The sequence below is a fragment of the Glutamicibacter soli genome, from assembly GCF_003309065.1.
Classification (GTDB): Bacteria; Actinomycetota; Actinomycetes; order Actinomycetales; family Micrococcaceae; genus Glutamicibacter; species Glutamicibacter soli.
The window spans coordinates 131448-155198 of the sequence record NZ_POAF01000003.1 but is presented as its reverse complement, the minus strand read 5'-3'; the positions used below and the strand labels follow the sequence as shown (position 1 = coordinate 155198).

The window sequence follows — 23751 nt, the reverse complement described above, 5'->3', positions numbered from 1 at the left end:
CCGCCCTGGCCGCACGGTTGGTGACCGAGGCCTTCCAGATGCCGATTATGAAACTTTATGACGGTGATGCGACGAATGGGGGTTGTCTAGCGACCAGCGGTTCCCGTATGGTGGAAATCGTAGGTCTAAAGAAAGTACTGACCAGCCATCTTCCGGCACACCGTGGGGAACGCTTCGCCTTACCAGGCTGCTTCGCTCGGGGAACTGTGCACATGGACGCTTGATACCTGCCTTAACTGCGCAGCCTCAAGATCCATTGCGGTCGGATGAATGGTCATGCGCGTTCCTACGCTATTCCACAAGTTTCGTGGGTACTGCGTTTTCGTCATTCAGAACTTTCTTGAAAGTAGAGCTATTCAATGTCTGTTGAATCCACTAAAGACCTGTCCACCATCACCGACACCGAAATCTTCGACTCCCACCTCGGCGGCAAGCTGAGCGTCCAGTCCAAGATGCCGCTGACCTCCAAGCGCGATCTGTCCATTGCCTACACCCCGGGTGTCGCCAAGGTATCGCAGGCCATCGCGGATGATCCGGCAAAACACGCCACCCACACCTGGGCCTCCCGCTTGGTCGCCGTGGTCTCCGACGGCACCGCGGTGCTGGGCCTTGGCGACATCGGCGCCGCCGCCTCGCTTCCGGTTATGGAAGGAAAGAGCGCCCTGTTCAAGGAATTCGGCGGCCTGGATTCCATCCCGTTGGTGCTGGATACCAAGAACGTCGATGAAATCGTCGAGACGATCGTCCGCCTGCAGCCAAGCTTCGGCGCAGTGAATCTGGAAGACATCTCCGCCCCACGCTGCTTCGAGATCGAGCGCCGACTGATCGAGGAACTCGACGTTCCGGTCATGCACGATGACCAGCATGGAACCGCCGTGGTGGTCCTCGCGGCCCTGATCGGTGCAGCACGCCAGGTCAAGCGGGACATCAGCTCCATGAAGGTTGTCGTCTCCGGTGCCGGTTCGGCCGGCGTCGCCGTGACCAACCTGCTGCTGTCCGCCGGCGTCGACGATGTGATCGTGCTCGACTCGCGCGGCACCATCCACCGCGAGCGCAACGACCTGAACCAGTTCAAGGCAGACCTGGCCGCCCGCACCAACCGCGACGACGTGATGGGCGGACTGGCCGAGGCGCTGGACGGCGCGGACGTCGTGGTCGGCCTGTCTTCCTCGACCTTCCCGGAGGAAGCGCTGGCCAAGATGAACAAGGACGCGATCATCTTCGCCCTGTCTAACCCGTCCCCGGAAGTCATGCCGGATGTCGCCGCCAAGTACGCGGCAGTGGTCGCCACCGGCCGCAGCGACTTCCCGAACCAGATCAACAACGTGCTCGCATTCCCGGGCATCTTCCGCGGCGCGCTGGATTCTGGCGCCAAGAAGATCACCGAGGAAATGAAGGTCGCAGCCGCCCACGCCATCGCCGAACTCACCGGCGACGACCTGGCCGCCGACTACATCATTCCTTCGGCGCTGGACGACCGTGTGATGCCGGCCGTTGCTGCAGCCGTTGGCGCCGCTGCCAAGGCGTCGGGCGCGCTGTAAAGATTCCCCTGCGAGGGAGCTCATAGGCGGCAGTTGGAGAGCTGCCGCCACCGGAATTCGCCGTTCCGAATCATTCGATTCGGGACGGCGTTTTTCGTTGCCGCGGGATTCACCGCGATGATCCGGAATGGGCGGCATCCGTTGTCCACATGTCGCACCGCACCGCGCTGGTCCCCCGGAAGCGCGCTGAGACTGGGAATATCTCGGCTCACTACCTAGGGAGGACACTTATGGAAACGTCCGGAGGAACCTTAAGTTTCATAAGCAGCACACCCGATGAAGATTTCATGTACAGGATCGCGCGGGAACTGGACGAGGCGGGATTCGCGGTGGTGGCGTACCTTCCCGACGACGGCCGGACCTTCGCGGCATTTTCCATCGGGCTCAGCAGCTACGGGCATCCGGAACTCGTGGTCACCGCGGACTGCGAAGAGTCCGCGCGCTGTTTCCTGCTCCACCTGATCGAGCAGGTGCTCCGTCGCGGCAAGGCCTTCCGGGAAGGGATCACGTCGACGCCGTTCTTCCCCTCGCTGGAGGTCGTGGACATCACCGACCCCTTGGCTGGGCTGCGTATCTACGATGAATTGCTCGACGCCGAGGATTTGCGGGTGTTCGGAGTACGACCGAAACACGCACTCGATAGCGCCCCTGCCGACAGCACTTCGGTGCGCTGAGCACGGAGAGGAAATGACATGTGCGATATGTGCAATGGCATGACCAGGGAACAAGTCAATGCCAAAACGAACCGCCACATCCAGGAATACGGCAGATCCATTGTCTACGTCGAAGCAGATGCAACCAGCGGATCCTACGGTTACACAGTTGGGCTGAGCAAGGTTGGCCATCCAGAATTCCTGGTTCGGGGCATGGGCCCGGAGGACACCATGCAGATGCTCAACGGCTTCTCGGAAAGCGTTTTGTCGCGCGGCGAGAAGTTCGGGCAGGGGCACACCGCAAATTGGAAGGATGGCAGCCTGCTGTTCTTCAGCACGGTGTCCGGCCGCCTCCATCTGCTGATTCCGGCAGCCTACTCGCGGTACGCGCAGCGGACCCGGCTGCTGGAGATCAGCTTCGTCGGGGAGGACGTTCCGTACAGCGTGCTCGCCGCGCGAAAGAACTAAGCTGGAGGCCGGACGGGAACTGCTCCGGGGTGTTGGTTTTAGGCGGTTACACTCTGAATCCTGAAGAGCCGGTTTGGGCTTACCACTACGAGACTGATGGACCTGCGCTACCAGAATGGAACAGGCCCGGGCAGCGAGTACCGGGATTCGGTTGCTGCGCTCCTGTTCGGAGCGACTCTTCGCCGGGGCTCCGGCCGGAATTGCACCCGGGATTAGCGGAATGAGGCATGCACGGTACCCAGCCTGCTGATTTGGGCGGACGCTGCGGCAGCATTGCCCAGCGACACCGGTACGTTCATGGAGCCGCTGAGCACGACGTCGCCCGGCTTCAATCCCGAACCCAGCGCTGCGAGGTGGCGGGCCAACCATGCGACGGATTCGAGCGGGTTGCCCAGGACGGAGTCGGTGGAGCCGGGATGCTGCGCCCCGCCGACTGTCAGCAGGCTCGTCGCGTCGGCGATATCGGCAGGTAGCCGGACCGGTTCGCCAACCACGGCCGCGGCCGCATTCGTGTTGTCGGCGACGAGCAGCGGGAGACTTGCAGCTCCTCCGGACCAGCGGCTGTCGATGATTTCCAACGCAGGGGCCACGGACTCGGTGGCCTCGATGACGTCTTGCACCGAAGTGGCGGGGTCGTCGAGCGGCGAACCGATGGTGAACGCGATTTCCGCCTCCACCATCGGATTGCTGAGCTGTTGTGTCTCGACGAAACTACCGGAGGGCGACAGCGTGCTTTCCAAAACGTATCCGTGGACCGGGGATTCGTACCTGTATGAGGCGCGCGCGGACGCTGCGGTCAGGCCGATTTTGTAGCCCGCGACGCGGTCGCCGTCAGCTAGTGCAAGTTCGCGGCCCAAGGCAGCGATTTCGCAGGCGAGCTCGAGATCCAGGGCTTCGAATCCGGCAGGCGTGAGTGGTGAGCCGCAGCGTGTGGCGTGGCGCAGATCGCGGGCGACGGCATGAATGTTTGACGCTTCCATATCTTCCTCCGATAGGACGAACAATCCACTGGCTGCGGAGCTTTAGCAGCCTGTTGGATCTTTCGTTGGGGCACTGAGGGGACCGTTGGGTTTACGGATCCGGCGAGGCGTCTTCGTCGGGATTTTTCCGAGCTACAGTACCAGCATGGCAAATCGCATAGTGGAAAATAAATTTTATTACACGAAAAAAAGTCATATTTCGGTGAGAGGTCGAAGGCCCTTTCGGCGGCCCATGCCGCAGCGAAAGAACGAGAGGGCCGCTGGAATCAGAACTGGTTCCAACGGCCCTCTCCGTATGGGGGATCGTCCCTGGCGCACCTCGCCTAGTGCGACAAGCGCGAGCCCTTGGCCTCGAGATAGGCGGCTGCATCGCGCTTCTCCTGGGCGATGCGCACCTCGTGGTCCCGGCGCAGCTGCTGGTGCTTCGGATTCTTGCGCAGCAGCAGGTATCCGAGACCGACCAGCGCGAACCAGATCGGGGCCGCGTACATCTCCAACAGGGTGTCCGGGTCCTGGGTGAAGGCCCACAGCAGGAACACGAAGAAGGCCAAAACTACCCACGGCATGAACGTGCCGCCGGGGACCTTGAAGATCGACTCGTCGTGGGCCTGCGGGCGGCGCTTGCGGTAGACGATGTAGCTGATCAGGATGATGCTCCAGACGAAGATGAAGCACAGCGAGGAAATCGTGGTGACGATGGTGAAGCCCTTGGACTCGCCCAGCCCGAAGACCAGCAGGACGATCGCGCTGAGCAGCACCACGCCGGAGAGGAACAGCGCGTTGCGCGGAACCTGGCGGCTGGTCAGCTTGGAGAACGCCTTGGGGGCGTTGCCGTCCGTGGACAGGCCGAACACCATGCGCGAGGTGGAATAGATGCCGGAGTTCGCGGAGGACATGGCAGAGGTCAGCACCACCATGTTGACGATGTGCGCAGCGGCGCCCAACCCGGCCAGGGAGAACAGCATCACGAACGGGGAGTTGTCCGCATCGAAGCGGTCCCACGGAACCACTGACATCAGCACAGCCAGCGAGCCGACGTAGAACAGCAGTACGCGGACCGGAATGGCGTTAACGGCCTTGGGGAGGTTGTGCTCGGGGTTCTTGGTTTCCGCCGCCGCCGTGCCCACCAGCTCGATGCCCACGAACGCGAAGACCGCGATTTGGAAGCCCATGATGAAGCCCATGAGCCCGCCTCCGAAGAAGCCACCACCCACGTTGAACAGGTTAAGGAAGGAAGCCCGGGCGCCGTCGTGCTCGAAGCCGGTGAACACCATGACCAGGCCGATCACGATCAGCAGCACGATGGCCGCGATCTTGATCAGCGCGAACCAGAATTCGGTTTCGCCGAATCCCCGCACCGAGGGGAGGTTCAGCGCGATAAGCGCCACGATGACAACCAGTGCAGGAATCCAGGTCGGGATCAGCGGCAGCCAGAAGGTTACGTAGACCGAGGCAATCACGATCACGTCGGCCACGCCGGTGACGATCCAGCAGAACCAGTAGGTCCAGCCGGTGAAGAACGCGGCCCAGGGACCGAGGATGTCTCCGGCGAAGTCGGAGAAGTTGCGGTAGCTGCTGCGGCTGAGCAGCAGTTCGCCCATGGCCCGCATGACGAAGTACAGCATGAAGCCGATGATCATGTAGACGAGGATGACCGATGGGCCGGCCACTGAGATGGTTTTGCCGGAGCCCATGAACAGGCCGGTGCCGATGGCACCGCCAATCGCAAGCAGCTGGATATGTCGGTTGGACAGGGCGCGTTGGAGCTCCGGTCCGTTCTCGCTGGCAGTATCCGTGGATTCGTGCGCCACGTGGTGCCCCTTTCGTGCATCGCCCCGCGGGACGCCGGTCGTACTGGTGCGAGCTCATACGAGCCCAGTGAGTGACATTACAGCATCCGAATCTCGTTCAATAGTCGAATTTCCGCGGGAAGTGCAATGCCAGAGGTGGGAATAGAGTTAATTGTGTTCGAGCTCATTAGTGCCGATGACGGGTCAATGAGTAGTCTTGGATCATGGCATTTCGAAATCGTCGAGCAGCGGCTCTCCCGGCAAAGTTGTCCCGATCCTGGCTATTGGTTAATGCGGCCAAGGACGAAGATTTTGCCCCGGCCCTGGCCTCGGAAGCGGACTCAGTCATCTTCGACATGGAAGCCGCGGTGCCCGATGACAAGAAGGCAGAAGCCCGTGACAAGGTGGTCCACGCGCTTTCCAACGGCATGACCGCCTGGGTGCGTGTCAACGGCATCGACACCGACTACTGGTCCGATGACTTGGCAGCTCTGTCGGCCACTCCCGGCCTGCGCGGCGTCATGCTGGCCATGACCGAAAAACCTGAACAGGTCACCTACACCGCGATGCGCCTTCGTGCCGGAACCCCGGTGCTGGCGCTGATCGAATCAGCAGTCGGCATCGAGAATGCTACTGCCATTGCCTCGGCTCCCGGCACTTTCCGCCTGGCCTTCGGCGTGAACGACTTCCGCAAGGACACCGGCGTCTCCGACGACCCGCTGGCCTTAGCCTACGCCCGCGGCAAGCTCGTGGTCGCATCCCGCGTGGGCAAGCTGCCTGGCGCCATCGACGGCCCGCCTCCTGCAGGCTCCGACGGAGCCAAGGTCACCGAGGAGACCCTGGTGACCGCATCGATGGGCATGACCGGAAAGCTGTCGCTTTCGCGCGACCACGTGGACGGCATCAACGCAGGGCTTGCACCGAGCGAGGACGAGCTGTCCTGGGCCATGGAGCTGCTCGAAGCCCACGCGGCGGGCGCCTCGGTGGGCGACGGTTCCTACCTGCCACGACTGGCCCGAGCACAGAAAATCGCCGATCTGGCCGATTCCTACGGCCTGTGGAACGCCTAGGCATCTGATACACAGCACCATTGCATCCCTCCCGGCGGCTCGCCGGGAGGGATGCTTTTTGGTGTGCTGGTGGCCTGGGCCGCCGACTGGGTTGGACTGCGTTTCGGAGAATAAAACAGCGCCCTCCCTGATCCGTGAATCAGGGAGGGCGCAGGGACGGAGTCCGCGTTTCGAATTAGCGGATTGGATCCGGTTCCTGGACGTCGCCGCCGTACTTGTGCGACGAGCCCACGACATCGCCGGACTTCCACTCGGCCCAGCCTGGGCGGCCTGCCATGAAGTCCTCGATCTGGGCCTTGTCGGCTTCCAGCTTCGGGTCGTTCTTGAGGTACCACTTGGTTTCGCGGGCGATGAGTCCGGACATGATCAGCAGGCCGATGAGGTTCGGCAGAGCCATCAGGCCATTCATCATGTCGGAGAAGTTCCAGACCGCGGTCAGCTCGGTGGTGCAGCCGACGAACACGATCAGCGAGAAGACCACGCGGAACGGCATGACGGCGCGGCGGCCGATGAGGCGTTCGATATTGCGCTCACCGTAGTAGGACCAGCCGAGGATGGTCGAGAAGGCGAACATGACCAGGCCGAGGGTCACGATCCAGTGGCCCCACTGGCCCGGCAAGCCGTAGCTGAATGCCTGGCCGGTCATCAGTGCTGCGGAGATCTGCTCCCCGGTTTCCGGATCGGTCATGTTCCACACCCCGGTAGTGATGATGACCAGGCCGGTGCAGGTGACCACGATGATGGTATCGATGAAGGTCTGGGTCATGGAGACCAAGCCCTGGCGTACCGGGTGGGTGGTCTGCGCAGCCGCTGCTGCGATAGCTGCCGAACCCATGCCCGACTCGTTCGAGAAGATACCGCGGGCCACACCGAACTGCACGGCGATGATGATGGCCGAACCGGCGAAGCCGCCGACTGCCGAGGTGCCGGTGAAAGCATCGGTGAAGATCTGCGCGAAAGCGGCGGGAATTCCACCGACGTTGGCGATCAGGATGTACAGCGCTGCGGCAACGTAGAAGATGATCATGACCGGGACGAAGCCGGCGGTGACCTTGCCGATGGACTTGATGCCGCCGACCAGCACGGCCATGGCCAGCACAGTCAGGACCAGGCCGGTGACCCACGGAGCCACGTTGAAGGAGTTTTCCATGTTGGCGGAAATCGAGTTGCCCTGGGTCATGTTGCCGATGCCGAAGCAGGCAAGAGTTGCCGCAATGGCGAAGAACAAAGCCAGGAACTTGCCGAACGGGCCCTTGATGCCGCGTTCAAGATAGTACTGCGGACCACCGGACTTTTCGCCGGCAGCGTCGGTGCCGCGGTAGCGGACGCCGAGGAAAGCTTCGGAGTATTTCGAGGCCATGCCCAGCAGGCCGGTAACCCACATCCAGAACAGGGCGCCAGGGCCGCCAATGCCGATGGCGGTGGCAACACCAACGATGTTGCCGGTGCCGACGGTTGCGGCCAGCGCCGTGGTCAGGGCCTGGAACTGCGAGATGTCGCCTTCGGCTCCCGCGTCCTTGCGCTTGAGCAATCCCAAGCGCAGGGAGGCCCCAAGCTTGACTAGCTGCAGGCCGCCCAGGCGGATGGTCAGGTATAAACCGGTACCCAGCAAAAGCGGGATGAGGACAAACGGTCCCCAAATTACCGAGGAGATGTCACCAAGTGTGGTGGCCAAGGCATCCATAGAAAAGTTCCTTCGTGCGAGTGAAGAGTATGCAGTCCGTTGATGTAGACGGATTGCTTGCTGTGACTCACTTTATAGGAAGCTGAGACGGATGTCACAAACGGTAACCTTGGCCAGGGTTCCCCGATGTGCCGCCTTGTCAGGTGAGGGTCGGATGCGCGGGTTGGACTATGGGATTTCGCGGGGATCCAGCCGAATTTTCGACATTCAAGCAGGCGAAAAGTGCCTGAGATCGGATTCTTCTGCGGTGAAAATAAGATCCCAGTGAAGAAAATTCCGATCCAGCAACGTGCGCCAGAGGCGTGGGAATTTTCGATGAACGGCAATAACTGTCACGTTTATGTCGAAAATTCTCGTCTCCGGACAACTCCGCTCCCGCATTCGACGTGATGAATGCGGGAGTGGAATCGTCCGTGGAGCGCGCTATTCCGGGGCGGCTGCCTTGAAGGTCACCCGGGACGTGCCAAGCCCCTCGATGCTGGTTTCCAGGACATCGCCGGCCTTGAGCCAGGGGTGGCGGTTGTGCTCGTTGCGCCGGCCCAGGGCAACACCCGCGGGGGTGCCGGTGAGGATGACGTCGCCAGGCTGCAGCTCGTTCATGACCGACAGATAGGCAACAAGTTCCGCCGCGGAGAAGATCAAGTCGTCAATGGTGCTGTCCTGGACGGTCTCGCCGTTCACGACACTGGTGATGCGCGCGTCGGGCTTGAGCTCGTCTGGGGTCACGAGCCAGGGGCCCAACGGAGTGGTTCTGTCCCAGACCTTGCCCTGCAGCCATTCGGAGGTGCGTCCTTGGTAGCCGCGCAGCGACACGTCGCTGCTGACCGCGTATCCCGCGATATGCTCTTCTGCCTGCTCGGCGGCGATGCGTCGCCCGGGCTTGCCGATGATGATGGCCAGCTCGGCTTCGTAGTCCAGGCGGTGGTCCTCCGGTGGGACTTCGATGTCGTCGTTTGCGCCGCACAGCGTGGAAGCGAACTTCGCGAACACCGAAGGGTACTCCGGCAGCTCCTTGCCAACCTCCGCTGCGTGCGCCTTGTAGTTGAGCCCGATGCAGTACACCTTGCTGGGATTCGGGATGACCGGGGCGTAGTCGGCTTCACCCTCGGCGATCGAATCGCCGACCAAGGCGCGGGCCAGAACTTCCTGCTGGATGGCATCGTTCAGGCGCAGAAAGCGCTGCACGGTGTCCAGATTTTCCAGGTAGTAAATCCGGTCGTCCTCGATGACTGCTGCGGTCGTATGGCCGGGGTCGCTGGCCAGGCGAAGGGTAGCTAGTTTCATATACCTATCGAACTACATTTCCCGCGACTGCGCACCCGTAATCCGGACATTCGAAACAAGGCCTGCCTCAATAAATACAACCTAGTCAAATGCTGTATACGGGAAACCCAACTAGTTTCGCCCTGAAAGCGGGACTAAAGTGGGAAGAAACTGAGGCTGGCTCAGCACTCGGTTGCACTGCTAAATACGAAACTAAAGTGAAGTAGGTTTTAATGTGGGAGATTTCATTGGCGAGCGATCTCGCCAAATACTTTTCGCCTCCTGGCAGCACTTCTCGCTGGTCGCGCAGTGCCTGATCCTGGCGACGTTCATCGCGGTTTTGATCGCCGTTCTGGTTTATCGGAACAAAGCATTAGCGGGAATTGCCAACGGAGTCAGTGCCGTCGGCCTGACCGTTCCATCCTTTGCGCTCATCGGTCTGTTGATCGTGCCTTTCGGCTTCGGGGTGACGCCCGCCGTTATCGTGGTGACATTCTTTGCCGCCCTGCCCATCCTGCGCAATGCGATCGTGGGCCTGAACAATATTGAGCCGACCATCGTCGAATCCGCTCGCGGGATTGGCATGAGCCGGCTCAAGACGCTCGTATCCGTTGAAATCCCCATCGCCTGGCCGGTCATCCTCACCGGCGTGCGCATCTCAGCCCAGATGGTGATGGGTGTGGCCGCGGTCGTTTCATACGCCCTGGGCCCTGGACTCGGCGGATTCATCTTCTCCGGACTCTCCCGGCTTGGCGGCGCCAATGCGCTTGAGTCGGTGGTCGTCGGAGTAGTCGGCGTCGTCATCCTGGCACTCATTCTTGACCTGATCTTGCTCGGCATCGGCCGACTGACTACCCCGCGAGGTATCCGTGTCTGATTCAAAAAATTCCGCATCCGGCGTCTCGGAGCACACCGTCTCCGGCGCTTCCATCATGCTCGAAGAAGTAACCAAGACCTACCCCGGGCAGAAGAAGTCCGCCGTGGGTGGCCTGACCCTTGAGATCCCGGCGGGATCCATCGTCATGTTCGTCGGCCCTTCGGGTTGCGGCAAGACCACGACGCTGAAGATGATCAACCGTCTGATCGAGCCGACCAGCGGGCAGATCGTCATCAACGGCGAAGACGTCACCACGATGAACGGCGACGAGCTGCGCCGCCGCATCGGCTACGTGATCCAGGCCGGCGGCCTGTTCCCGCATATGACCGTGGCGGCCAACATTGCCATGGTTCCCAAGATGCTCGGCTGGGACAAGGCGAAGATCGCAGCCCGCGTCGACGAGCTGCTCGAACTGGTCTCGCTGGATCCCGAGCTGTACCGCGACCGCTTCCCCAAGGAGCTCTCCGGCGGGCAGCAGCAGCGCGTGGGCGTGGCCCGCGCGCTGGCCGCCGATCCTCCGGTGCTGCTCATGGACGAGCCCTTCGGCGCGGTGGACCCGATCACCCGCCAACGCCTGCAGGACGAGCTGCTGAACATCCAGTCCGAGGTACAGAAGACCATTGTCTGCGTGACCCACGATTTCGACGAAGCGGTGAAGCTGGGGGACTGGATCGCCATCTTCAACGAGGGCGCGCAGCTGGAGCAGTACGATTCTCCTGAACGCATCCTGGCCAACCCGGCCAGCGAATTCGTGGAGAACTTCATCGGCTCCGGCGCAGGGCTGAAGCAGCTCACGTTGACCCGTGTGAACGAGGTGGATCTGGTGGATGCAATTACCACCACCCCGGGCAAGCGGGCCTCGGATGTGCTCTCGCAGCTGCAGGGCGCAGGGCGGAAACTGGCCGTGGTGCTCGACTCCAGGGGCCGTCCGCTGCGCCGACTTGGCCGCCGCCAGCTCTCCCGCATGGAGATCATCGAGGGCACCTATGACCCTGGTCTTCCGGTGGTTGGCGAGCAGGCCACGCTGAACGACGCACTGGACACCATGTTGGTGGCCAGTGCCGAATACGCCCTGGTGACCGGCCGCCGCGATGTCTTCAAGGGCATCATTACGGTGCAGACGGTGATGGAGGCGATCGCCGCGGCGAATTCCGCGTCCGACGATCACCACGAAGCTCCGGTGGGCTTGAATTCCGGCGCCATCAACGTGGTGGATATCGAGGTCGAGCCCGCGGAGCGCGGTGGGGAGCCGGCATGAGCAAAGAGACCAAGGGGCTGATTTATCAGCTGGTGGCGATCGGCGCGGCATTCGCCGCGCTGGTCATCTGGCTTGTGACCGCTGACCTGACCGAGACCGAACGCCAGACCCTGGATCCGGCAACGATCTGGAAATATACGCAGGAGCATCTGCAGATCACGCTGATTTCCACCGTGATCGTGCTGCTGATTGCCATCCCGCTGGGGATCCTGCTCACCCGCCCGTCGCTGCGCAAGGCGGCTCCCGCCGTCCGGGCCATCGCGAACTTCGGCCAAGCCGCACCGGCCATCGGCGTGATCGTCCTGCTGGCCTTCTGGCTGGGATTCGGTCCGAAAACCGCCGTGATCTCGCTGGTGATCTACGCCATCCTGCCGGTGCTGTCCAATACCATCGTTGGCCTGCAACAGGTCGATCAGCGGCTGGTGGAAGCCGGACGCGGCATCGGCATGAGCCAGCTGGCCGTCTTGTTCAAGGTCGAGCTGCCGCTGGCCGTACCCGTGATGCTGTCCGGAATCCGCACCGCCTTGGTGCTTCTCGTGGGCACCGCGACGCTGGCGACGTTCATCAACGGCGGCGGCCTGGGCATCTTGATCACCACTGGCGTGAACCTGAACCTGAACGTCGTGCTGATTGCCGGCTCGCTGCTGGTGGCGCTGCTGGCTTTGACCGTCGACTGGATAGGTCGCCTGGTTGAACAGCTGGCACGACCGAAGGGACTTTCATGAAAAGAACATCGAAACTCATCGCTTTGTCCTTCGCCGCGTTGATCGGCCTGACCGGTTGCGGACTGAGCCCTTCCACCGGCACTGTGCCGGAATCGGCGCCGGGAAGCATCCAGCCCATCCCGGACCTTCCGGAGGATGCCAAGGCCACCGTGACCTCGAAGTCCTTCACCGAGCAGCTGCTGCTCGGCAAGATCACCGTGATTGCTCTGGAAGTCGCAGGGTTCAACGTCACCGACCTGACCAACGTGCCCGGCTCGCAGCCCGCACGCCAGTTGCTGCTCTCCGGCGATGCCAGCGCGCTCTGGGAATATACCGGCACCGCCTGGCTGACCTATCTCGGTCACGAAGAACCGGTTGCCGGTGAGCAGAAGCAGTGGCAGGCCGTGCATGATGAGGACGTGGCGAACAATATCGTATGGGGAAACCCGGCACCGCTGAACAACACCTATGCGATGGCCATGAACCGTGAGACTGCGGACCGTCTGGGCATCACCAAATTGTCGCAGCTCAAAGAGCTGGACAAGAAGGAACTGAGCTTCTGCGTTGACCCCGAGTTCAACTCCCGCCGCGACGGCTTGACCCCGATGCTCAAGCATTATGACATCGACCGCGGCAAGGGCGTCTCTGAAGACAACATCGGCCTGTACGATGTCGGTGCGATCTACCAGGCCACAGCCGACGGGGCCTGCAACTTCGGCGAAGTCTTCACGACCGACGGCCGCATCAAGGCGCTGGATCTGACGGTGCTGGAAGACGACCTGAAGTACTTCCCGAGCTATAACGCCGCTCCGGCGTTCAACGGTGATTTCATCCGCGAGTTCCCGCAGGCAATGGACATCATGGAGCAGATCGCTCCGCTGCTGACTGATGAAGCTCTCATGGATATGAACTACCAGGTGGACGTCGTTGGACGCGAACCTTCGGATGTCGCCTTCGAATGGATGGTCGACCAAGGGCTGGTGACCAAGCCATAGGGCTGGGCGCCATCCAACGCACCGGAGGTGTGTTCCGGGAACAGCACGTTCCCTGAACACACCTCTTGTGTATTAATCATTGATAGCGTCCAAGGCCACCGCAACGAGGGTTCAGACTTGGTTTCGGGTTTCAAGTTGTCCATCAACCTCGTCTGCGGCTTCGGTGCTCGCGGCCGTGGTGGTGGACCCCTCCTGCCAGATTTCTTCCAGGTCGGCAGCGAGTTCATCTTCCTGTTCCGCGATAACGGGTTTCCTGGGTCTCGATACTCACGCGACCCGCCTGTCCATGAATCCTGCTTGGCGCAACATGGCTGGCAAAAAAGTTTGAAAAATGAATGGACTAGTCAACAGCGTTTTTTATGGTTTGCGTGTCGAAGTTTGACAACATTTCACCGATAAGTGGTTGACGGTTCAACTTGATTGGTGCAATACTGATATCAGCAAAACAAATTGAAGCATCAACTAATCCAGTAGGTGCTGACGGAAGGAATTGATCATGACTGCAGCAGCAACTTCGCCATTGACCGCAGGTACCTGGAACCTGGACGCCTCGCACTCCGAGGTGGGCTTCTCGGTTCGCCACGCAGGCATCTCCAAGGTCCGCGGCAGCTTCACCGAATTCGATGCAACCCTGACCATCGGCGAGAGCCTGGCTGATTCCTCGGTGGAGGCCACCGTCCAGATCGCTTCGGTTTCCACCAAGGATGCCAATCGAGACGCCCACTTGAAGAGTGCCGACTTCTTCGATGCCGAGCAGTTCCCGACCATGACCTTCAAGTCGACCGGAACCAAGGGCAACGCAGACGAGTTCGTGCTCATCGGCGACCTGACCATCCGCGGCGTCACCAAGCAGGTTGAGCTGGAAACCGAACTGGGCGGCCAGGCTGTGGATGCCTTCGGCGCCACCCGCGTAGGCTTCTCTGCCTCGACCACCATCTCCCGCAAGGAATTCGGCATCACCTGGAATGCCGCTTTGGAAGCCGGCGGCGTACTGGTCAGCGACAAGGTCAAGATCGAGATCGACGCCTCGTTCGTCCTGCCGACCGCAGAATAGTTTTCTCGACTGCCGCCTTGGGGAAGGCGGCACGGGGCCGATACCGGCAAAACCTCCGAATCACGCACTGCGTGGGTCGGAGGTTTTGTCGTTAGATCGGGTTGCGCGGGCCGAATGAGATCAGTAGTCGAAACCGCCGGCGACGGGGAAGGATACGAAGACCGCGAGAATTATGAAGATTATGTACAAGAACCCCAGCGCTCCAAAGATGGTGCCAATCCACCCGGTGACCTTGCCGACGGTGGCTGAAGTGTTGAATTCGCGCTCCGCCCTGTTCGCCTTAACAATTGCGATCGGGCCGAGGACGATCCCCACGACGAACAGGGAAATGATGCCCAGGATCATGGAGGTCTGGGCCAGCTGCGCACCTTCCGGATGCACCATGGGATAGCCGTAGCCCGGCTGGTTGCCCAAATGCTGCTGGTTCTGGCCATGGTACTGCGGGGCCTGGTATTGCGGCGGCTGGTACGAGGAACTTGGCTGCGACCAGTTCTGGTTGCCGCCCGAAGAATAGGGATTGTTGGGTTCGTTATTTGGCGTGGTCATCTGGCCGATGCCTTTCCTCAAAGCGATTGATAAGTCTATTGAACCAAGAAATCCCGAGGATGCACCGTACAGACGCGAGGAAATACGCCACGAGCCGGAGAAGTTCATCACGCACAGCTAGGCGGGATTCGCGGCTCTCCACCTGGCATGCGCCAGCGTGGCGATGATTGCCAGCGCGATCCCGAGCCAAAGCCCGTAGCCGAAAATCTGTGCGTAGCCGGCAGCGGCCGCAAGATCCGCGGTCAGGTAGGTCATTGTGGAGGCTCCGAAAAACAGGGAGAACACGAACAGCGAGACGGTTGTCGCACGGGCCTCAGGGGCAATGTCGGTGGCCCAGCCCTGCATGGATGAATGCATGATCGCGTTCGCCGCACCGAGGAAAAACCCGGTGAAGGTGAAGGAGGCGGGGGAGGGGATGAATGCTGAGGGAACGAAGCTCAGGAACAGCACCGCCCCGCCGATACCGATTAGCCAGGTGCGCGAGAATCGGGCCACCAGCCGCCGCATCAGTCGGGCCCCGAGGATCACGCCCAGCGCGAAGCCGCAGCCGAGCAGACCGGAGAGCCCGACGCCTACCCCTGACTGCTGCAAGGCGGGAACAATATAGGTCAGCAACCCCATTAGCAGCGCGCCTTCAACGAAAACTATCGCATAAAGCAGCAGGTTGGACGGCCGCACTGCGGCCCCGAGCTTCATCGTGGCGTGTGCGCGGGCCGGCTCCAGCACCCCGCGCAGCGACACAAGCGCGGCAACCGCGCCCAGGGCGGGAAGGATGAAGACCACCCGCCAATCGAGGTAGGCGGCCAGCAGTCCCGCGGCCAGGGTCGCCAGCGTGGTGCCCAGGGACGAATAGATCTGCAGGTCCGACAGGCCACGGGCGCGTTCAATGCCCTTGCGCGTATCTCCGAGCAGGGTCAGCAGCGTGGGATACATGGCCCCGAACATCAGGCCGGTGAAGGACCGGGCCAGCAGCAACGGCAGGTAGGCGGTGAACAGCACGCTGGCAATGGAGCCGAGCGCGGCGCCGACCAGCGAGCAGCGCAGTACCGTGAGCCTGCCGAACTTGTCGCTGACCAATCCCCAGAAGGGCTGGCCCACCGCGTAGAGCAAGGCATAGGCGGCAATCAGCTCAACGGCCTGGGCGAAGGAGAGCTCGGTTCCGGCCGACAGCATGAGCAGCATCGGTGCGGTGCCGTAGCGGTCGAAGAAGGACAGGAAGCCGATGAACCGCAGGGCGGCGTCAGGCAGTCCGCGCGGGGCCGCCCGCTGTGTGTCCTTGGTGCCCACGTGCCGGTCCTCCATCGTGCTGCGCTTGGTGCCGCGAAAAGCTTCTCGTCAATCAAAACAGATAGCCCGCGGGCATAAAAATTCGCAGCCGGTTCCCTGGAGGTTAGGAGTGGGAACCGGCTGCGATGGCCTTGTACGATTCGGCTACAGACCGCGCACCAGCAAAACGTCCAGCACACGCGGGCCGTGCACGCCCTCGACGCGTTCGAGCTCGATGTCGCTGGTGGCCGACGGGCCGGAAATCCACGTCAACGGCCGGGTCACGGTCAGGCGGGGCATGGCCTCGGGCAGCAGCTGCACGATCGTGGAGACCGGCACGATGCACACGTGGTGATCGGGAACCAGCGAAATCGCGCGGCGGCCCTGGTCCGGCTCGCCGTCAAGGATGATGGTGCCGGATTCGGCGATGGACACCGCCGAGGAGGTCACCACCGCGCTGGTCTCGTCCAGCTCGGCGACACTCAGCCGGGCGCCCGGCTCGTCGATGCGCCGGGCGATGCCCTGCGGCAGCGCGGACAGCCAGCCGGTGTCCAGCCCATGCGGGTAGACCACCGAGGATGCCTGGCCCAGCTTCGCGGCCACGAGGGCGGGGATCTGCGCGGCGTCGATGACGTCCACGCCGGCCTTGTAGTCGACCAAGCGGTCGACGAGCATCTCGATGAGTTGCTCTTCGCTCATCTCCGAGCTGGTGCGGTACTCGCGCGGGATGTCTTCGGCGGCCGGGGCGTCGGCCAGGGCCGAACGGATGCGTCCGAGGATTTCTTCTTTGGCGCTCACTTGGATTCCTTCTCGTCGCTCCACCAGTCGCGGAAGGACTTGTTTGGCGGGGCAGGGATGTCGCGGGACTGGGTCCAGCCGGCGGCGATGCCCGGAAGCTTCTTGATCTTCTTGCTCTTGCCGGCGGCCAGACGGCCCAGCGGCAGCGCCTTCTCCAGCAGGCCGATGTTCTTGCCCTTGCCCAGCGCCCAGGAGCCGCCCTTCATGAGCAGGTCCATCTGGGTCGGGATCTTGCGCTTGCCACGGTTCGCGTCCACGTCGTCCCCGCGCAGGTGCACCAGGATCTCCGGGATGTTGATCTTCACCGGGCAGGCCTCGTAGCAGGCGCCGCACAGCGAGGAGGCATACGGCAGCGAGCCGTTGTCCTCGGCCTCGATGCCGGTCATCAGCGGCGAGAGGATCGCGCCGATCGGACCAGGGTAGGTCGAGCCGTAGGCGTGGCCGCCGGTGCGCTCGTAGACCGGGCAGACGTTCATGCAGGCCGAACAGCGGATGCAGTTCAGCGCGGAGCGCCCGAACTTGTCGGCCAGCACGCGGGAGCGGCCGTTGTCCAGCAGCACGATGTGCACGTTCTGCGGTCCGTCGTCTTCGCTCACGCCGGTCCACAGCGAGGTGTACGGGTTCATGCGCTCGCCGGTGGAGGAGCGCGGCAGCAGCTGCATGAACACCTCGATGTCCTCCCACTTCGGGAGAACCTTCTCGATGCCCATGACGGTGATCAGGGTTTCGGGAAGGGTCAGGCACATGCGGCCGTTGCCCTCGGACTCCACGACGCCCAGGGTTCCGGTGTCAGCCAGCGCGAAGTTCGCGCCGGAGATGGCGACCTTGGCGGCCAGGAACTTCTTGCGCAGGTGCTTGCGGGCGGCCTCCGCGAGCCGGGCCGGCTCGTCGGTCAGGTCCGGATCCACGACCGGCATCTCCTTCAGGAAGATGTCGCGCACCTCGGTGCGGTTCTTGTGGATGGCCGGGACCAGGATGTGGCTCGGCTTGTCGTGGCCCAGCTGGACGATCAGCTCGGCCAGGTCGGTCTCGAAGGCTTCGATGCCCTGGGTTTCCAGGTGCTCGTTCAGGCCGATTTCCTGCGTCGCCATGGACTTGACCTTGACGACCTCGGTGGAGCCGGTTTCCTTGATCAGGTCGGTGACGATCTTGTTCGCCTCATCCGCGTCGCGGGCCCAGTGGACCACGCCGCCGCGGGCGGTGAAGTTCTTCTCGAATTCCAGCAGGCGCTCTTCAAGATTGATCATCGAGGAGTTCTTGATGGCGCTGCCGGCATCGCGCAGCTGCTCCCAGTCGGGCAGTTCGCCGACCACGCGCAGGCGCTTGTCGCGGATGGTGTGCGTCGCGTGGCGCAGGTTCTTGCGCATCTGGGTGTTGCCCAGTTCGCGGTGCGCGGCCTGGGGGAACGGCTCCTGCTCGAACAGGTTGCCCATTCCCGGGGCCGGCATGCCGAGGAATACCTGGCTCACAGTTTCACCGTCTCTTCCATGGTGCTGGCCAAGATGTCGGCCAGGTGCAGGGTCTTTGGCTTGGCGCCGGTGCGGGACAGGCCGCCGCCGATGTGCATCAGGCAGGAAGCGTCGCCGCCCGAGCAGGCCGAAGCGCCGGTGGAGCAGATGTTCTTCACCTTGTCCTCGAGCATGGCGGAGGAGACGTCGGCGTTCTTGATCGAGAAGGTGCCGCCGAAGCCGCAGCACTGGTCGGCCTCCGGAAGCTCGTTCACGGTGATGCCGCCGACGGTCTTGAGCAGGTCGAGCTGGCGGTCGCCGAGCTGCAGCGAGCGCATGCCGTGGCAGGACGGGTGGTAGGTGATGGTCTCGGGGAAGTAGCTGCCCAGCTGCTTCGCGGCATCGGTGATTCCCAGGACGTCGACCAGCAGCTGCGAGAGCTCGTAGGTGCGCTTGCCAACGGCCACTGCGCGTTCCTTCAGCTCCGGCTTGCCCAAGCGCTCGGCGAGGTAGGGGTGCTGGTGCTTGACCGAGGCGACGCAGGAGCCGGAAGGGGCCACGGCAACGTCGTAGTCGTCGGTGTCAAAGGCATTGATATGGTTTTCAACCACCGGCAGGGCTTCGGGCATGTATCCGGAATTCATGTGCATTTGCCCACAGCAGGCCTGCGCCTTGGGGAAAATGACCTCATGACCCAAGCGTTCCAGGATTTTCACCGTGGACTTGGCTGTTTCGGGGTACATGGCATCGACGATGCATGTGGCAAAGAGAGCGATCCGCATACTAAATATCTCTTTCGAAGTGTGGTCTGACCATACTACGTCGGAACTTTCTCGATAGTCAAGACTTGTTGTGATGGCTCTCACCTCGTACACTTGGTGGTCGGACCACGTATGGTCAGACCATCACAAGTAAGGACGCCCACACCGTGTTTACCCCCACAACAGATCCCATAGCTGGCAGCGTTGCCATCTCGGCTCTGGTCGCTCTCGTGCCATTGCTGACATTTTTCATCCTCCTTGCGGTTATTAAAACCAAGGCCCACGTGGCGGGTCTCGGCTCGTTGGCCGTCGCAATCCTGGTTGCCATCTTCGGTTGGCATATGCCGGTGGGCATGGCGCTGAACTCCGGCGTCATGGGCATGGTGTTCGGTGCCTTCCCGATCGTCTGGATCGTCGTCATGGCGATCTTCCTCTACCAGGTCACTGTGGTCTCAGGGCGCTTCGACGACCTGCGCCGCGTCTTCGACGTAATTGGCGGCGGCGATGTCCGCATCCAGGCAGTGCTGATCGCCTTCTGCTTCGGCGGCCTGCTTGAAGCGCTGGCCGGATTCGGCGCCCCCGTGGCCATCACCGCCACCATGCTGCTGGCCCTGGGCCTGTCCCCGCTGCGCGCCGCCTGCGCCGTGCTGATCGCCAACACCGCCCCGGTCGCCTTCGGCGCCGTGGCCATCCCGATCACCACCGCCGGTGCGCTGACCGGCATCCCGTCAGCCGAGATCGGCGCCGTGGTGGGCCACCAGTCGCCAATCCTGGCACTGTTCGTTCCTTCCATCCTGGTTCTGGTCATCGACGGCTGGCGCGGCATGCGCCAGACCCTGCCGGCCACCTTGTTCATCGGTTTCTCCTTCGCCGTGGCCCAGTGGCTGTGCGCCACCTACTTCTCCTACGAGCTGACCGACATCGTCGCCTCGCTGGTCGGCCTGGCCGCCGCCGTGATCCTGCTTCGCTTCTGGACCCCTAAGGGCGCCGGCGAGGCCCGCGGCCGCATCCTGACCGCCGAGGCCGCCGCGCTGCCGATCGAGCACGGCAAGAAGCTGAACCCTTCCAACACCTGGATGGCGCTGTTCCCCTACCTGCTGGTCATCCTGATCTTCGGCGTGGCCAAGCTCTGGAAGCTGGGCGTGGACATTCCCGCATGGCTTGCCAGCACCGACATTAAGTTCGGCTGGCCGGGACTGCATGGAGCTGTGGTCAACGCCAACGGCGAGGCAGTGTCCTCCACCATCTACAACTTCTCCTGGCTGTCCTCCCCGGGCACCCTGCTGCTGATCACCGGCACCATCGTGGCGCTGGTCTACTCGATGAACGACGGCGGCGGCAAGTACAAGATGACCTTCGGCCGCGGCATGGCCGAAGTCTGGCACACCGTCTACAACATGCGCTACGCCGCGCTGACCATCCTGTCGGTGCTGGGCCTGGCCTACGTGATGAACCTGTCCGGCCAGACCATCACCGTTGGCACCTGGCTTGCCGGCACCGGAGCGTTCTTCGCCTTCCTGTCGCCAATCCTGGGCTGGATCGGCACCGCGGTGACCGGTTCGGACACCTCGGCCAACGCGCTGTTCGCCAAGCTGCAGCAGACCGCCGGCATGAACGCCGGCATCGATCCGACCCTGCTGGTGGCCGCTAATACTTCCGGCGGCGTGGTCGGCAAGCTGATCTCCCCGCAGAACCTGGCCATCGCCGCCACCGCGGTGAAGATGGAAGGCCAGGAGTCGGTCATCCTGAAGAAGGTTGCCGGCTGGTCCGTGGGCATGCTGATGGTGCTGTGCGTGCTGGTTTACCTGCAGTCCACCCCGGTCCTCTCCTGGATGCTGCCGTAGCCCGAATCCGGGCTAAAATTGGGTCTAGATGTCAGTAAATCCAGCTCCACGTGCCTACCAAGTAGTTCTCACCGCAATTGAGAACGACCTGCGGTCAGGAGTCCTCACACTGGGGGACCAACTCCCCGGTGAGAGGGCCCTGGCCGAGCAGCACGGTATCTCCCGCGCTTCGGTGCGCGACGCGATCCGCATCCTCGACGTGATGGGGATCGTGCGGACCTCTACCGGTTCGGGCCCGAACTCCGGCGCGGTGATCATTTCCGAGCCGTCGGCCGGGATCTCCCAGGCGCTGCGACTGCACGTGGCGGCCAAGGGGATCAATGTGCGCGAGATCGTGGAATCACGCATCCTGCTGGAAACCTGGGCCGCGCAGATGCACCCGCGGGACACCGTGTACGCGCAGCAGGTCCTGGACCGCACCGCCGTGCTGATCATGCGCATGGACGACCCGCAGCTTTCGCGCGACGAGTTCCACCGCATCGATGCGGAGTTCCACGTGCTGCTGGCTTCCACGGCAGGCAATGCGGTGGTCGAATCCATGATGGAGTCGCTGCGCAACTCGATCAGCGACTACGTGGCCGCGTCGATCCCGGATGACGAGTCCTGGCAGCCGATCGTGCGCACGCTGCGCCGCCAGCACAAGGCGATCCACCACGCGTTCGCCACGGACCAGCGCGAGCGCGCGGCCCAGCTGCTCGAAGAACACATCAACTGGTTCTACTCGCAAACCCGATAGCAAGACCAAAGCCGAGGCCTTCGATCCAAGAATGGATTGAAGGCCTCGGCTTTTTGCGTCTGCATGTCACTGGGCAAGACTAGGAATCAGTCGGCCAATCGTTCCGACACCCAATGGGGATGCTCACCGAAGCTCAGTTCGCAGTTGCGGCAGGAATACCTCGGCACCGGAGGGTTCGGAATGGCGCAGCCGCCAACGACGTATTCCTCTTCATCAGGCGGGAAGGCCGGCATACCCCAGAAATATTCCTTCGGATTCCGGGCTCCGCAGCCCGGGCAGGCAACGAGCATTCTCTGGAGATGCTTGAGCGTGGGTGCGTGCATCAGCCGGTGGCAATCGGCGCATAGCAACGCTGCGTCATCAACATGGTCCTGGATGTCCCAATGCAGATCGACATGACGATCGCGGAAGAAGTGAACCGTACTCCTGCCCTTGATATTAGTCTGGCAGCCGTCGCAGTAGTCGGTTTCTGAATCATGTCGCTGCGCGAGGGCCAAGGCATGCACCGTGGCTGTAGCTTCCGACTCGCTATCGACCCCGCAGGCTCCCGCATCGAGGTACAACGGGCGCGGATTTTCAACGAGCCCGGTCAACGCGTTGAGAACGCGCTCCGCGAGCTGGGGATTGAGCGCCTGCGAAGATCGAGGCAGCCCGGAATCGCACAGCTGTTCGAGGTCCAGCAACGAAATCGGCTGGGCGAATGTTGCCTCACGGCGGACATCGTAGGTTCGCCCTTCTAATGATTTCACAGTTTCCAATGCCATAACCAACGGCGGCGTCGTGGCAAGGACGGTAAGTACCATGGTGCCTGCCGAAATTTCTTCCCCGATATTCCAGACGCGTTGATCCATCCTGGACACATCGAGGTAGGCTGCGGCACCGATCGCGTCAGGCTCCCAGCAGAAGTACAACTTCTTTTCGGATCCCAGCGTGAAGGGCATCTCGGCACCGATTTCGTTGCGCTGGCGGTTCAGCAGCGCGTTTGGTGGGAAATGGGGCCTAAGCTGTTCCTCGAATGGCTCATGCTGGTGAATCATGTCGATTAGTTTCTGACGAGTCATATCCATGCAGGCCCAAGCCTGCTCGGGTGACGTCAACTGGCCGTAGCGGGAAATCAGTTGTGTGCGGTCGAAAGAGCGGTAGTCGGTCATTAGGTCAGGACTCCCCGGTGCGATGAGCTAATTGTTGACTAGAATCTATCCGGTTCTTCCGACAAATTGGCGACCAACTACCAGATGATCAGCGGAAGCTTGCTGAATCCACTGCCGGGGAAGTGGGCGCGGACCGGCGGATCGTTCTCGATGGACACCAGCCGGTGGACGCGCAAGATCAGTTCTTCGATCAATACCCGCAGTTCCAGCCGTGCCAGGGGCGCACCGGGGCAGTTGTGGATCCCTGCCCCGTAAAGCGAGTTCAGGCTGGGATGCCGGTCGAGGAGGATGTCGTCGGGATCTCCGAAAGCGCTTTCGTCGCGGTTGGCCGACGCCCCCATGGTGCTCACACGTTTGCCGGCAGGAATACGTACCCTAGAAATCTCTACATCCTTTATAGCGACCAGCCGGTCGGAAACTAGCGGTGCAGGGGAGCACAGTATCCGTCGGAAACGGCATCGACCAGGCGTGAAGCAGACTCGCAGGGATGCCGAGTCTGGTCGTAATTGTGGTTAGTTCGCTTACTGTCCAATTGCTCAGCAGGCTGACCAGTTCCTTCATCGGTCATCTTGCGGTCGTAGACCCACTCATTCATCAGACAGGTGGTCAGATCCGTTGACGCGTTTCCCCAGCACAGCACCAGTCCCTCAGCGGGATGTAGCCGCCGATCTCGATGGCGTTTTGCTTCATGGCCGTGCGGTTCTGCTCTCCGGTCGCAACACTGCCGAGACGCCTCGGGATCCTTGGGTCCCACTGGACAATTTTCGGCGCAGACATGGCAGCTTCTTCCGGTCCTTAGCCTTCGCAGTCAGCCTATGAGTGCCACGCCGTGGAAACAAGGCTCTGTGTAAAGCATGGCGTCGC

Annotated in this window: 22 protein-coding genes; 11 read left to right on the top strand and 11 right to left on the bottom strand. The window is 62.1% G+C overall.

Features of this window, described 5'->3' with window-relative positions:
• The first annotated feature begins 359 nt into the window (after positions 1–359).
• The 3 genes from C1H84_RS07325 (at position 360) to C1H84_RS07315 (ending at position 2662) form a co-directional block, all read left to right on the top strand.
• Positions 360–1541: an NAD(P)-dependent malic enzyme gene (locus C1H84_RS07325; protein WP_113606988.1), complete on the top strand. Its 1182-nt coding sequence runs from the start codon at positions 360–362 to the stop codon at positions 1539–1541.
• Between the two features lie 230 nt (positions 1542–1771).
• Positions 1772–2215 (top strand): hypothetical protein, encoded by a 444-nt coding sequence (locus C1H84_RS07320; protein ID WP_146955948.1) that lies wholly within the window; start codon positions 1772–1774, stop codon positions 2213–2215.
• A gap of 39 nt (positions 2216–2254) precedes the next feature.
• Complete coding sequence (locus tag C1H84_RS07315; RefSeq protein ID WP_161447255.1) at positions 2255–2662, top strand: DUF4262 domain-containing protein; 408 nt, start codon at positions 2255–2257, stop codon at positions 2660–2662.
• 212 nt (positions 2663–2874) lie between these two features.
• Here the strand turns inward: C1H84_RS07315 and C1H84_RS07310 are convergent, their stop codons facing one another.
• Together C1H84_RS07310 and C1H84_RS07305 are read right to left on the bottom strand one after the other, a co-directional pair.
• On the bottom strand, positions 2875–3642 hold the full coding sequence (locus C1H84_RS07310) for a 2-keto-4-pentenoate hydratase (RefSeq protein ID WP_113606986.1): 768 nt from the start codon (positions 3640–3642) through the stop codon (positions 2875–2877).
• 323 nt (positions 3643–3965) lie between these two features.
• Positions 3966–5453 (bottom strand): amino acid permease, encoded by a 1488-nt coding sequence (locus tag C1H84_RS07305; RefSeq protein WP_181728067.1) that lies wholly within the window; start codon positions 5451–5453, stop codon positions 3966–3968.
• A 203-nt stretch (positions 5454–5656) separates the two neighbouring features.
• Here C1H84_RS07305 and C1H84_RS07300 point away from each other — a divergent pair, with 203 nt between their 5' ends.
• The gene (locus tag C1H84_RS07300; RefSeq protein ID WP_047120092.1) at positions 5657–6502 is read left to right on the top strand and encodes an HpcH/HpaI aldolase/citrate lyase family protein; all 846 of its coding nucleotides are present in this window, start codon (positions 5657–5659) and stop codon (positions 6500–6502) included.
• 175 nt (positions 6503–6677) lie between these two features.
• Here the strand turns inward: C1H84_RS07300 and C1H84_RS07295 are convergent, their stop codons facing one another.
• Positions 6678–8186 (bottom strand): alanine/glycine:cation symporter family protein, encoded by a 1509-nt coding sequence (locus C1H84_RS07295; protein WP_053798782.1) that lies wholly within the window; start codon positions 8184–8186, stop codon positions 6678–6680.
• 423 nt (positions 8187–8609) lie between these two features.
• Complete coding sequence (locus C1H84_RS07290; protein WP_113606985.1) at positions 8610–9470, bottom strand: fumarylacetoacetate hydrolase family protein; 861 nt, start codon at positions 9468–9470, stop codon at positions 8610–8612.
• Between the two features lie 214 nt (positions 9471–9684).
• On the opposite strand from C1H84_RS07290, the gene C1H84_RS07285 reads away from it, so the two are divergent.
• The 5 genes from C1H84_RS07285 to C1H84_RS07265 all read left to right on the top strand — a co-directional run bounded on the left by C1H84_RS07285 (position 9685) and on the right by C1H84_RS07265 (position 14337).
• Positions 9685–10326: an ABC transporter permease gene (locus C1H84_RS07285; protein WP_053798780.1), complete on the top strand. Its 642-nt coding sequence runs from the start codon at positions 9685–9687 to the stop codon at positions 10324–10326.
• Between the two features lie 55 nt (positions 10327–10381).
• Positions 10382–11584, top strand: a complete 1203-nt coding sequence (locus C1H84_RS07280) for an ABC transporter ATP-binding protein (protein WP_053799472.1) — start codon at positions 10382–10384, stop codon at positions 11582–11584.
• On the top strand, positions 11581–12309 hold the full coding sequence (locus C1H84_RS07275; protein ID WP_047120088.1) for an ABC transporter permease: 729 nt from the start codon (positions 11581–11583) through the stop codon (positions 12307–12309). The genes C1H84_RS07280 and C1H84_RS07275 overlap by 4 nt, the downstream gene beginning before the upstream one ends.
• A complete protein-coding gene (locus C1H84_RS07270; RefSeq protein ID WP_047120087.1) occupies positions 12306–13283 on the top strand; it encodes a glycine betaine ABC transporter substrate-binding protein in 978 nt (325 codons plus the stop codon). Before C1H84_RS07275 ends, C1H84_RS07270 begins: the two co-directional genes overlap by 4 nt.
• A gap of 496 nt (positions 13284–13779) precedes the next feature.
• Positions 13780–14337 (top strand): YceI family protein, encoded by a 558-nt coding sequence (locus C1H84_RS07265; protein ID WP_113606984.1) that lies wholly within the window; start codon positions 13780–13782, stop codon positions 14335–14337.
• Between the two features lie 120 nt (positions 14338–14457).
• On the opposite strand, the gene C1H84_RS07260 is transcribed toward C1H84_RS07265, so the two are convergent.
• The 5 genes from C1H84_RS07260 to C1H84_RS07240 all read right to left on the bottom strand — a co-directional run bounded on the left by C1H84_RS07260 (position 14458) and on the right by C1H84_RS07240 (position 19177).
• A complete protein-coding gene (locus tag C1H84_RS07260) occupies positions 14458–14883 on the bottom strand; it encodes a DUF4190 domain-containing protein (RefSeq protein WP_113606983.1) in 426 nt (141 codons plus the stop codon).
• 117 nt (positions 14884–15000) lie between these two features.
• Complete coding sequence (locus C1H84_RS07255; protein ID WP_244910841.1) at positions 15001–16170, bottom strand: MFS transporter; 1170 nt, start codon at positions 16168–16170, stop codon at positions 15001–15003.
• 144 nt (positions 16171–16314) lie between these two features.
• Positions 16315–16947, bottom strand: a complete 633-nt coding sequence (locus C1H84_RS07250; RefSeq protein WP_047120084.1) for a LutC/YkgG family protein — start codon at positions 16945–16947, stop codon at positions 16315–16317.
• Complete coding sequence (locus C1H84_RS07245) at positions 16944–18395, bottom strand: LutB/LldF family L-lactate oxidation iron-sulfur protein (protein ID WP_113607227.1); 1452 nt, start codon at positions 18393–18395, stop codon at positions 16944–16946. Before C1H84_RS07245 ends, C1H84_RS07250 begins: the two co-directional genes overlap by 4 nt.
• Before the next feature lie 17 nt (positions 18396–18412).
• A complete protein-coding gene (locus tag C1H84_RS07240; protein WP_047120083.1) occupies positions 18413–19177 on the bottom strand; it encodes a (Fe-S)-binding protein in 765 nt (254 codons plus the stop codon).
• Between the two features lie 146 nt (positions 19178–19323).
• On the opposite strand from C1H84_RS07240, the gene C1H84_RS07235 reads away from it, so the two are divergent.
• Complete coding sequence (locus tag C1H84_RS07235) at positions 19324–21000, top strand: L-lactate permease (RefSeq protein WP_113606981.1); 1677 nt, start codon at positions 19324–19326, stop codon at positions 20998–21000.
• 28 nt (positions 21001–21028) lie between these two features.
• The gene (locus tag C1H84_RS07230; protein ID WP_047120081.1) at positions 21029–21736 is read left to right on the top strand and encodes a FadR/GntR family transcriptional regulator; all 708 of its coding nucleotides are present in this window, start codon (positions 21029–21031) and stop codon (positions 21734–21736) included.
• Between the two features lie 86 nt (positions 21737–21822).
• Here C1H84_RS07230 and C1H84_RS07225 read toward each other — a convergent pair whose 3' ends face one another.
• A complete protein-coding gene (locus tag C1H84_RS07225; protein WP_113606980.1) occupies positions 21823–22887 on the bottom strand; it encodes a hypothetical protein in 1065 nt (354 codons plus the stop codon).
• A gap of 77 nt (positions 22888–22964) precedes the next feature.
• Positions 22965–23285 (bottom strand): cytochrome P450, encoded by a 321-nt coding sequence (locus C1H84_RS07220; protein WP_280524257.1) that lies wholly within the window; start codon positions 23283–23285, stop codon positions 22965–22967.
• Positions 23286–23751 lie beyond the last annotated feature (466 nt).

Bases quoted from the DNA above. Each gene is read 5' to 3' on its own strand.
- C1H84_RS07325 (WP_113606988.1), top strand. From the start codon at position 360: ATGTCTGTTGAATCCACTAAAGACCTGTCCACCATCACCGACACCGAA.
- C1H84_RS07320 (WP_146955948.1), top strand. From the start codon at position 1,772: ATGGAAACGTCCGGAGGAACCTTAAGTTTCATAAGCAGCACACCCGAT.
- C1H84_RS07315 (WP_161447255.1), top strand. From the start codon at position 2,255: ATGACCAGGGAACAAGTCAATGCCAAAACGAACCGCCACATCCAGGAA.
- C1H84_RS07310 (WP_113606986.1), bottom strand. From the start codon at position 3,642: ATGGAAGCGTCAAACATTCATGCCGTCGCCCGCGATCTGCGCCACGCC.
- C1H84_RS07300 (WP_047120092.1), top strand. From the start codon at position 5,657: ATGGCATTTCGAAATCGTCGAGCAGCGGCTCTCCCGGCAAAGTTGTCC.
- C1H84_RS07295 (WP_053798782.1), bottom strand. From the start codon at position 8,186: ATGGATGCCTTGGCCACCACACTTGGTGACATCTCCTCGGTAATTTGG.
- C1H84_RS07290 (WP_113606985.1), bottom strand. From the start codon at position 9,470: ATGAAACTAGCTACCCTTCGCCTGGCCAGCGACCCCGGCCATACGACC.
- C1H84_RS07280 (WP_053799472.1), top strand. From the start codon at position 10,382: ATGCTCGAAGAAGTAACCAAGACCTACCCCGGGCAGAAGAAGTCCGCC.
- C1H84_RS07275 (WP_047120088.1), top strand. From the start codon at position 11,581: ATGAGCAAAGAGACCAAGGGGCTGATTTATCAGCTGGTGGCGATCGGC.
- C1H84_RS07270 (WP_047120087.1), top strand. From the start codon at position 12,306: ATGAAAAGAACATCGAAACTCATCGCTTTGTCCTTCGCCGCGTTGATC.
- C1H84_RS07265 (WP_113606984.1), top strand. From the start codon at position 13,780: ATGACTGCAGCAGCAACTTCGCCATTGACCGCAGGTACCTGGAACCTG.
- C1H84_RS07260 (WP_113606983.1), bottom strand. From the start codon at position 14,883: ATGACCACGCCAAATAACGAACCCAACAATCCCTATTCTTCGGGCGGC.
- C1H84_RS07245 (WP_113607227.1), bottom strand. From the start codon at position 18,395: ATGCCGGCCCCGGGAATGGGCAACCTGTTCGAGCAGGAGCCGTTCCCC.
- C1H84_RS07240 (WP_047120083.1), bottom strand. From the start codon at position 19,177: ATGCGGATCGCTCTCTTTGCCACATGCATCGTCGATGCCATGTACCCC.
- C1H84_RS07230 (WP_047120081.1), top strand. From the start codon at position 21,029: ATGTCAGTAAATCCAGCTCCACGTGCCTACCAAGTAGTTCTCACCGCA.
- C1H84_RS07225 (WP_113606980.1), bottom strand. From the start codon at position 22,887: ATGACCGACTACCGCTCTTTCGACCGCACACAACTGATTTCCCGCTAC.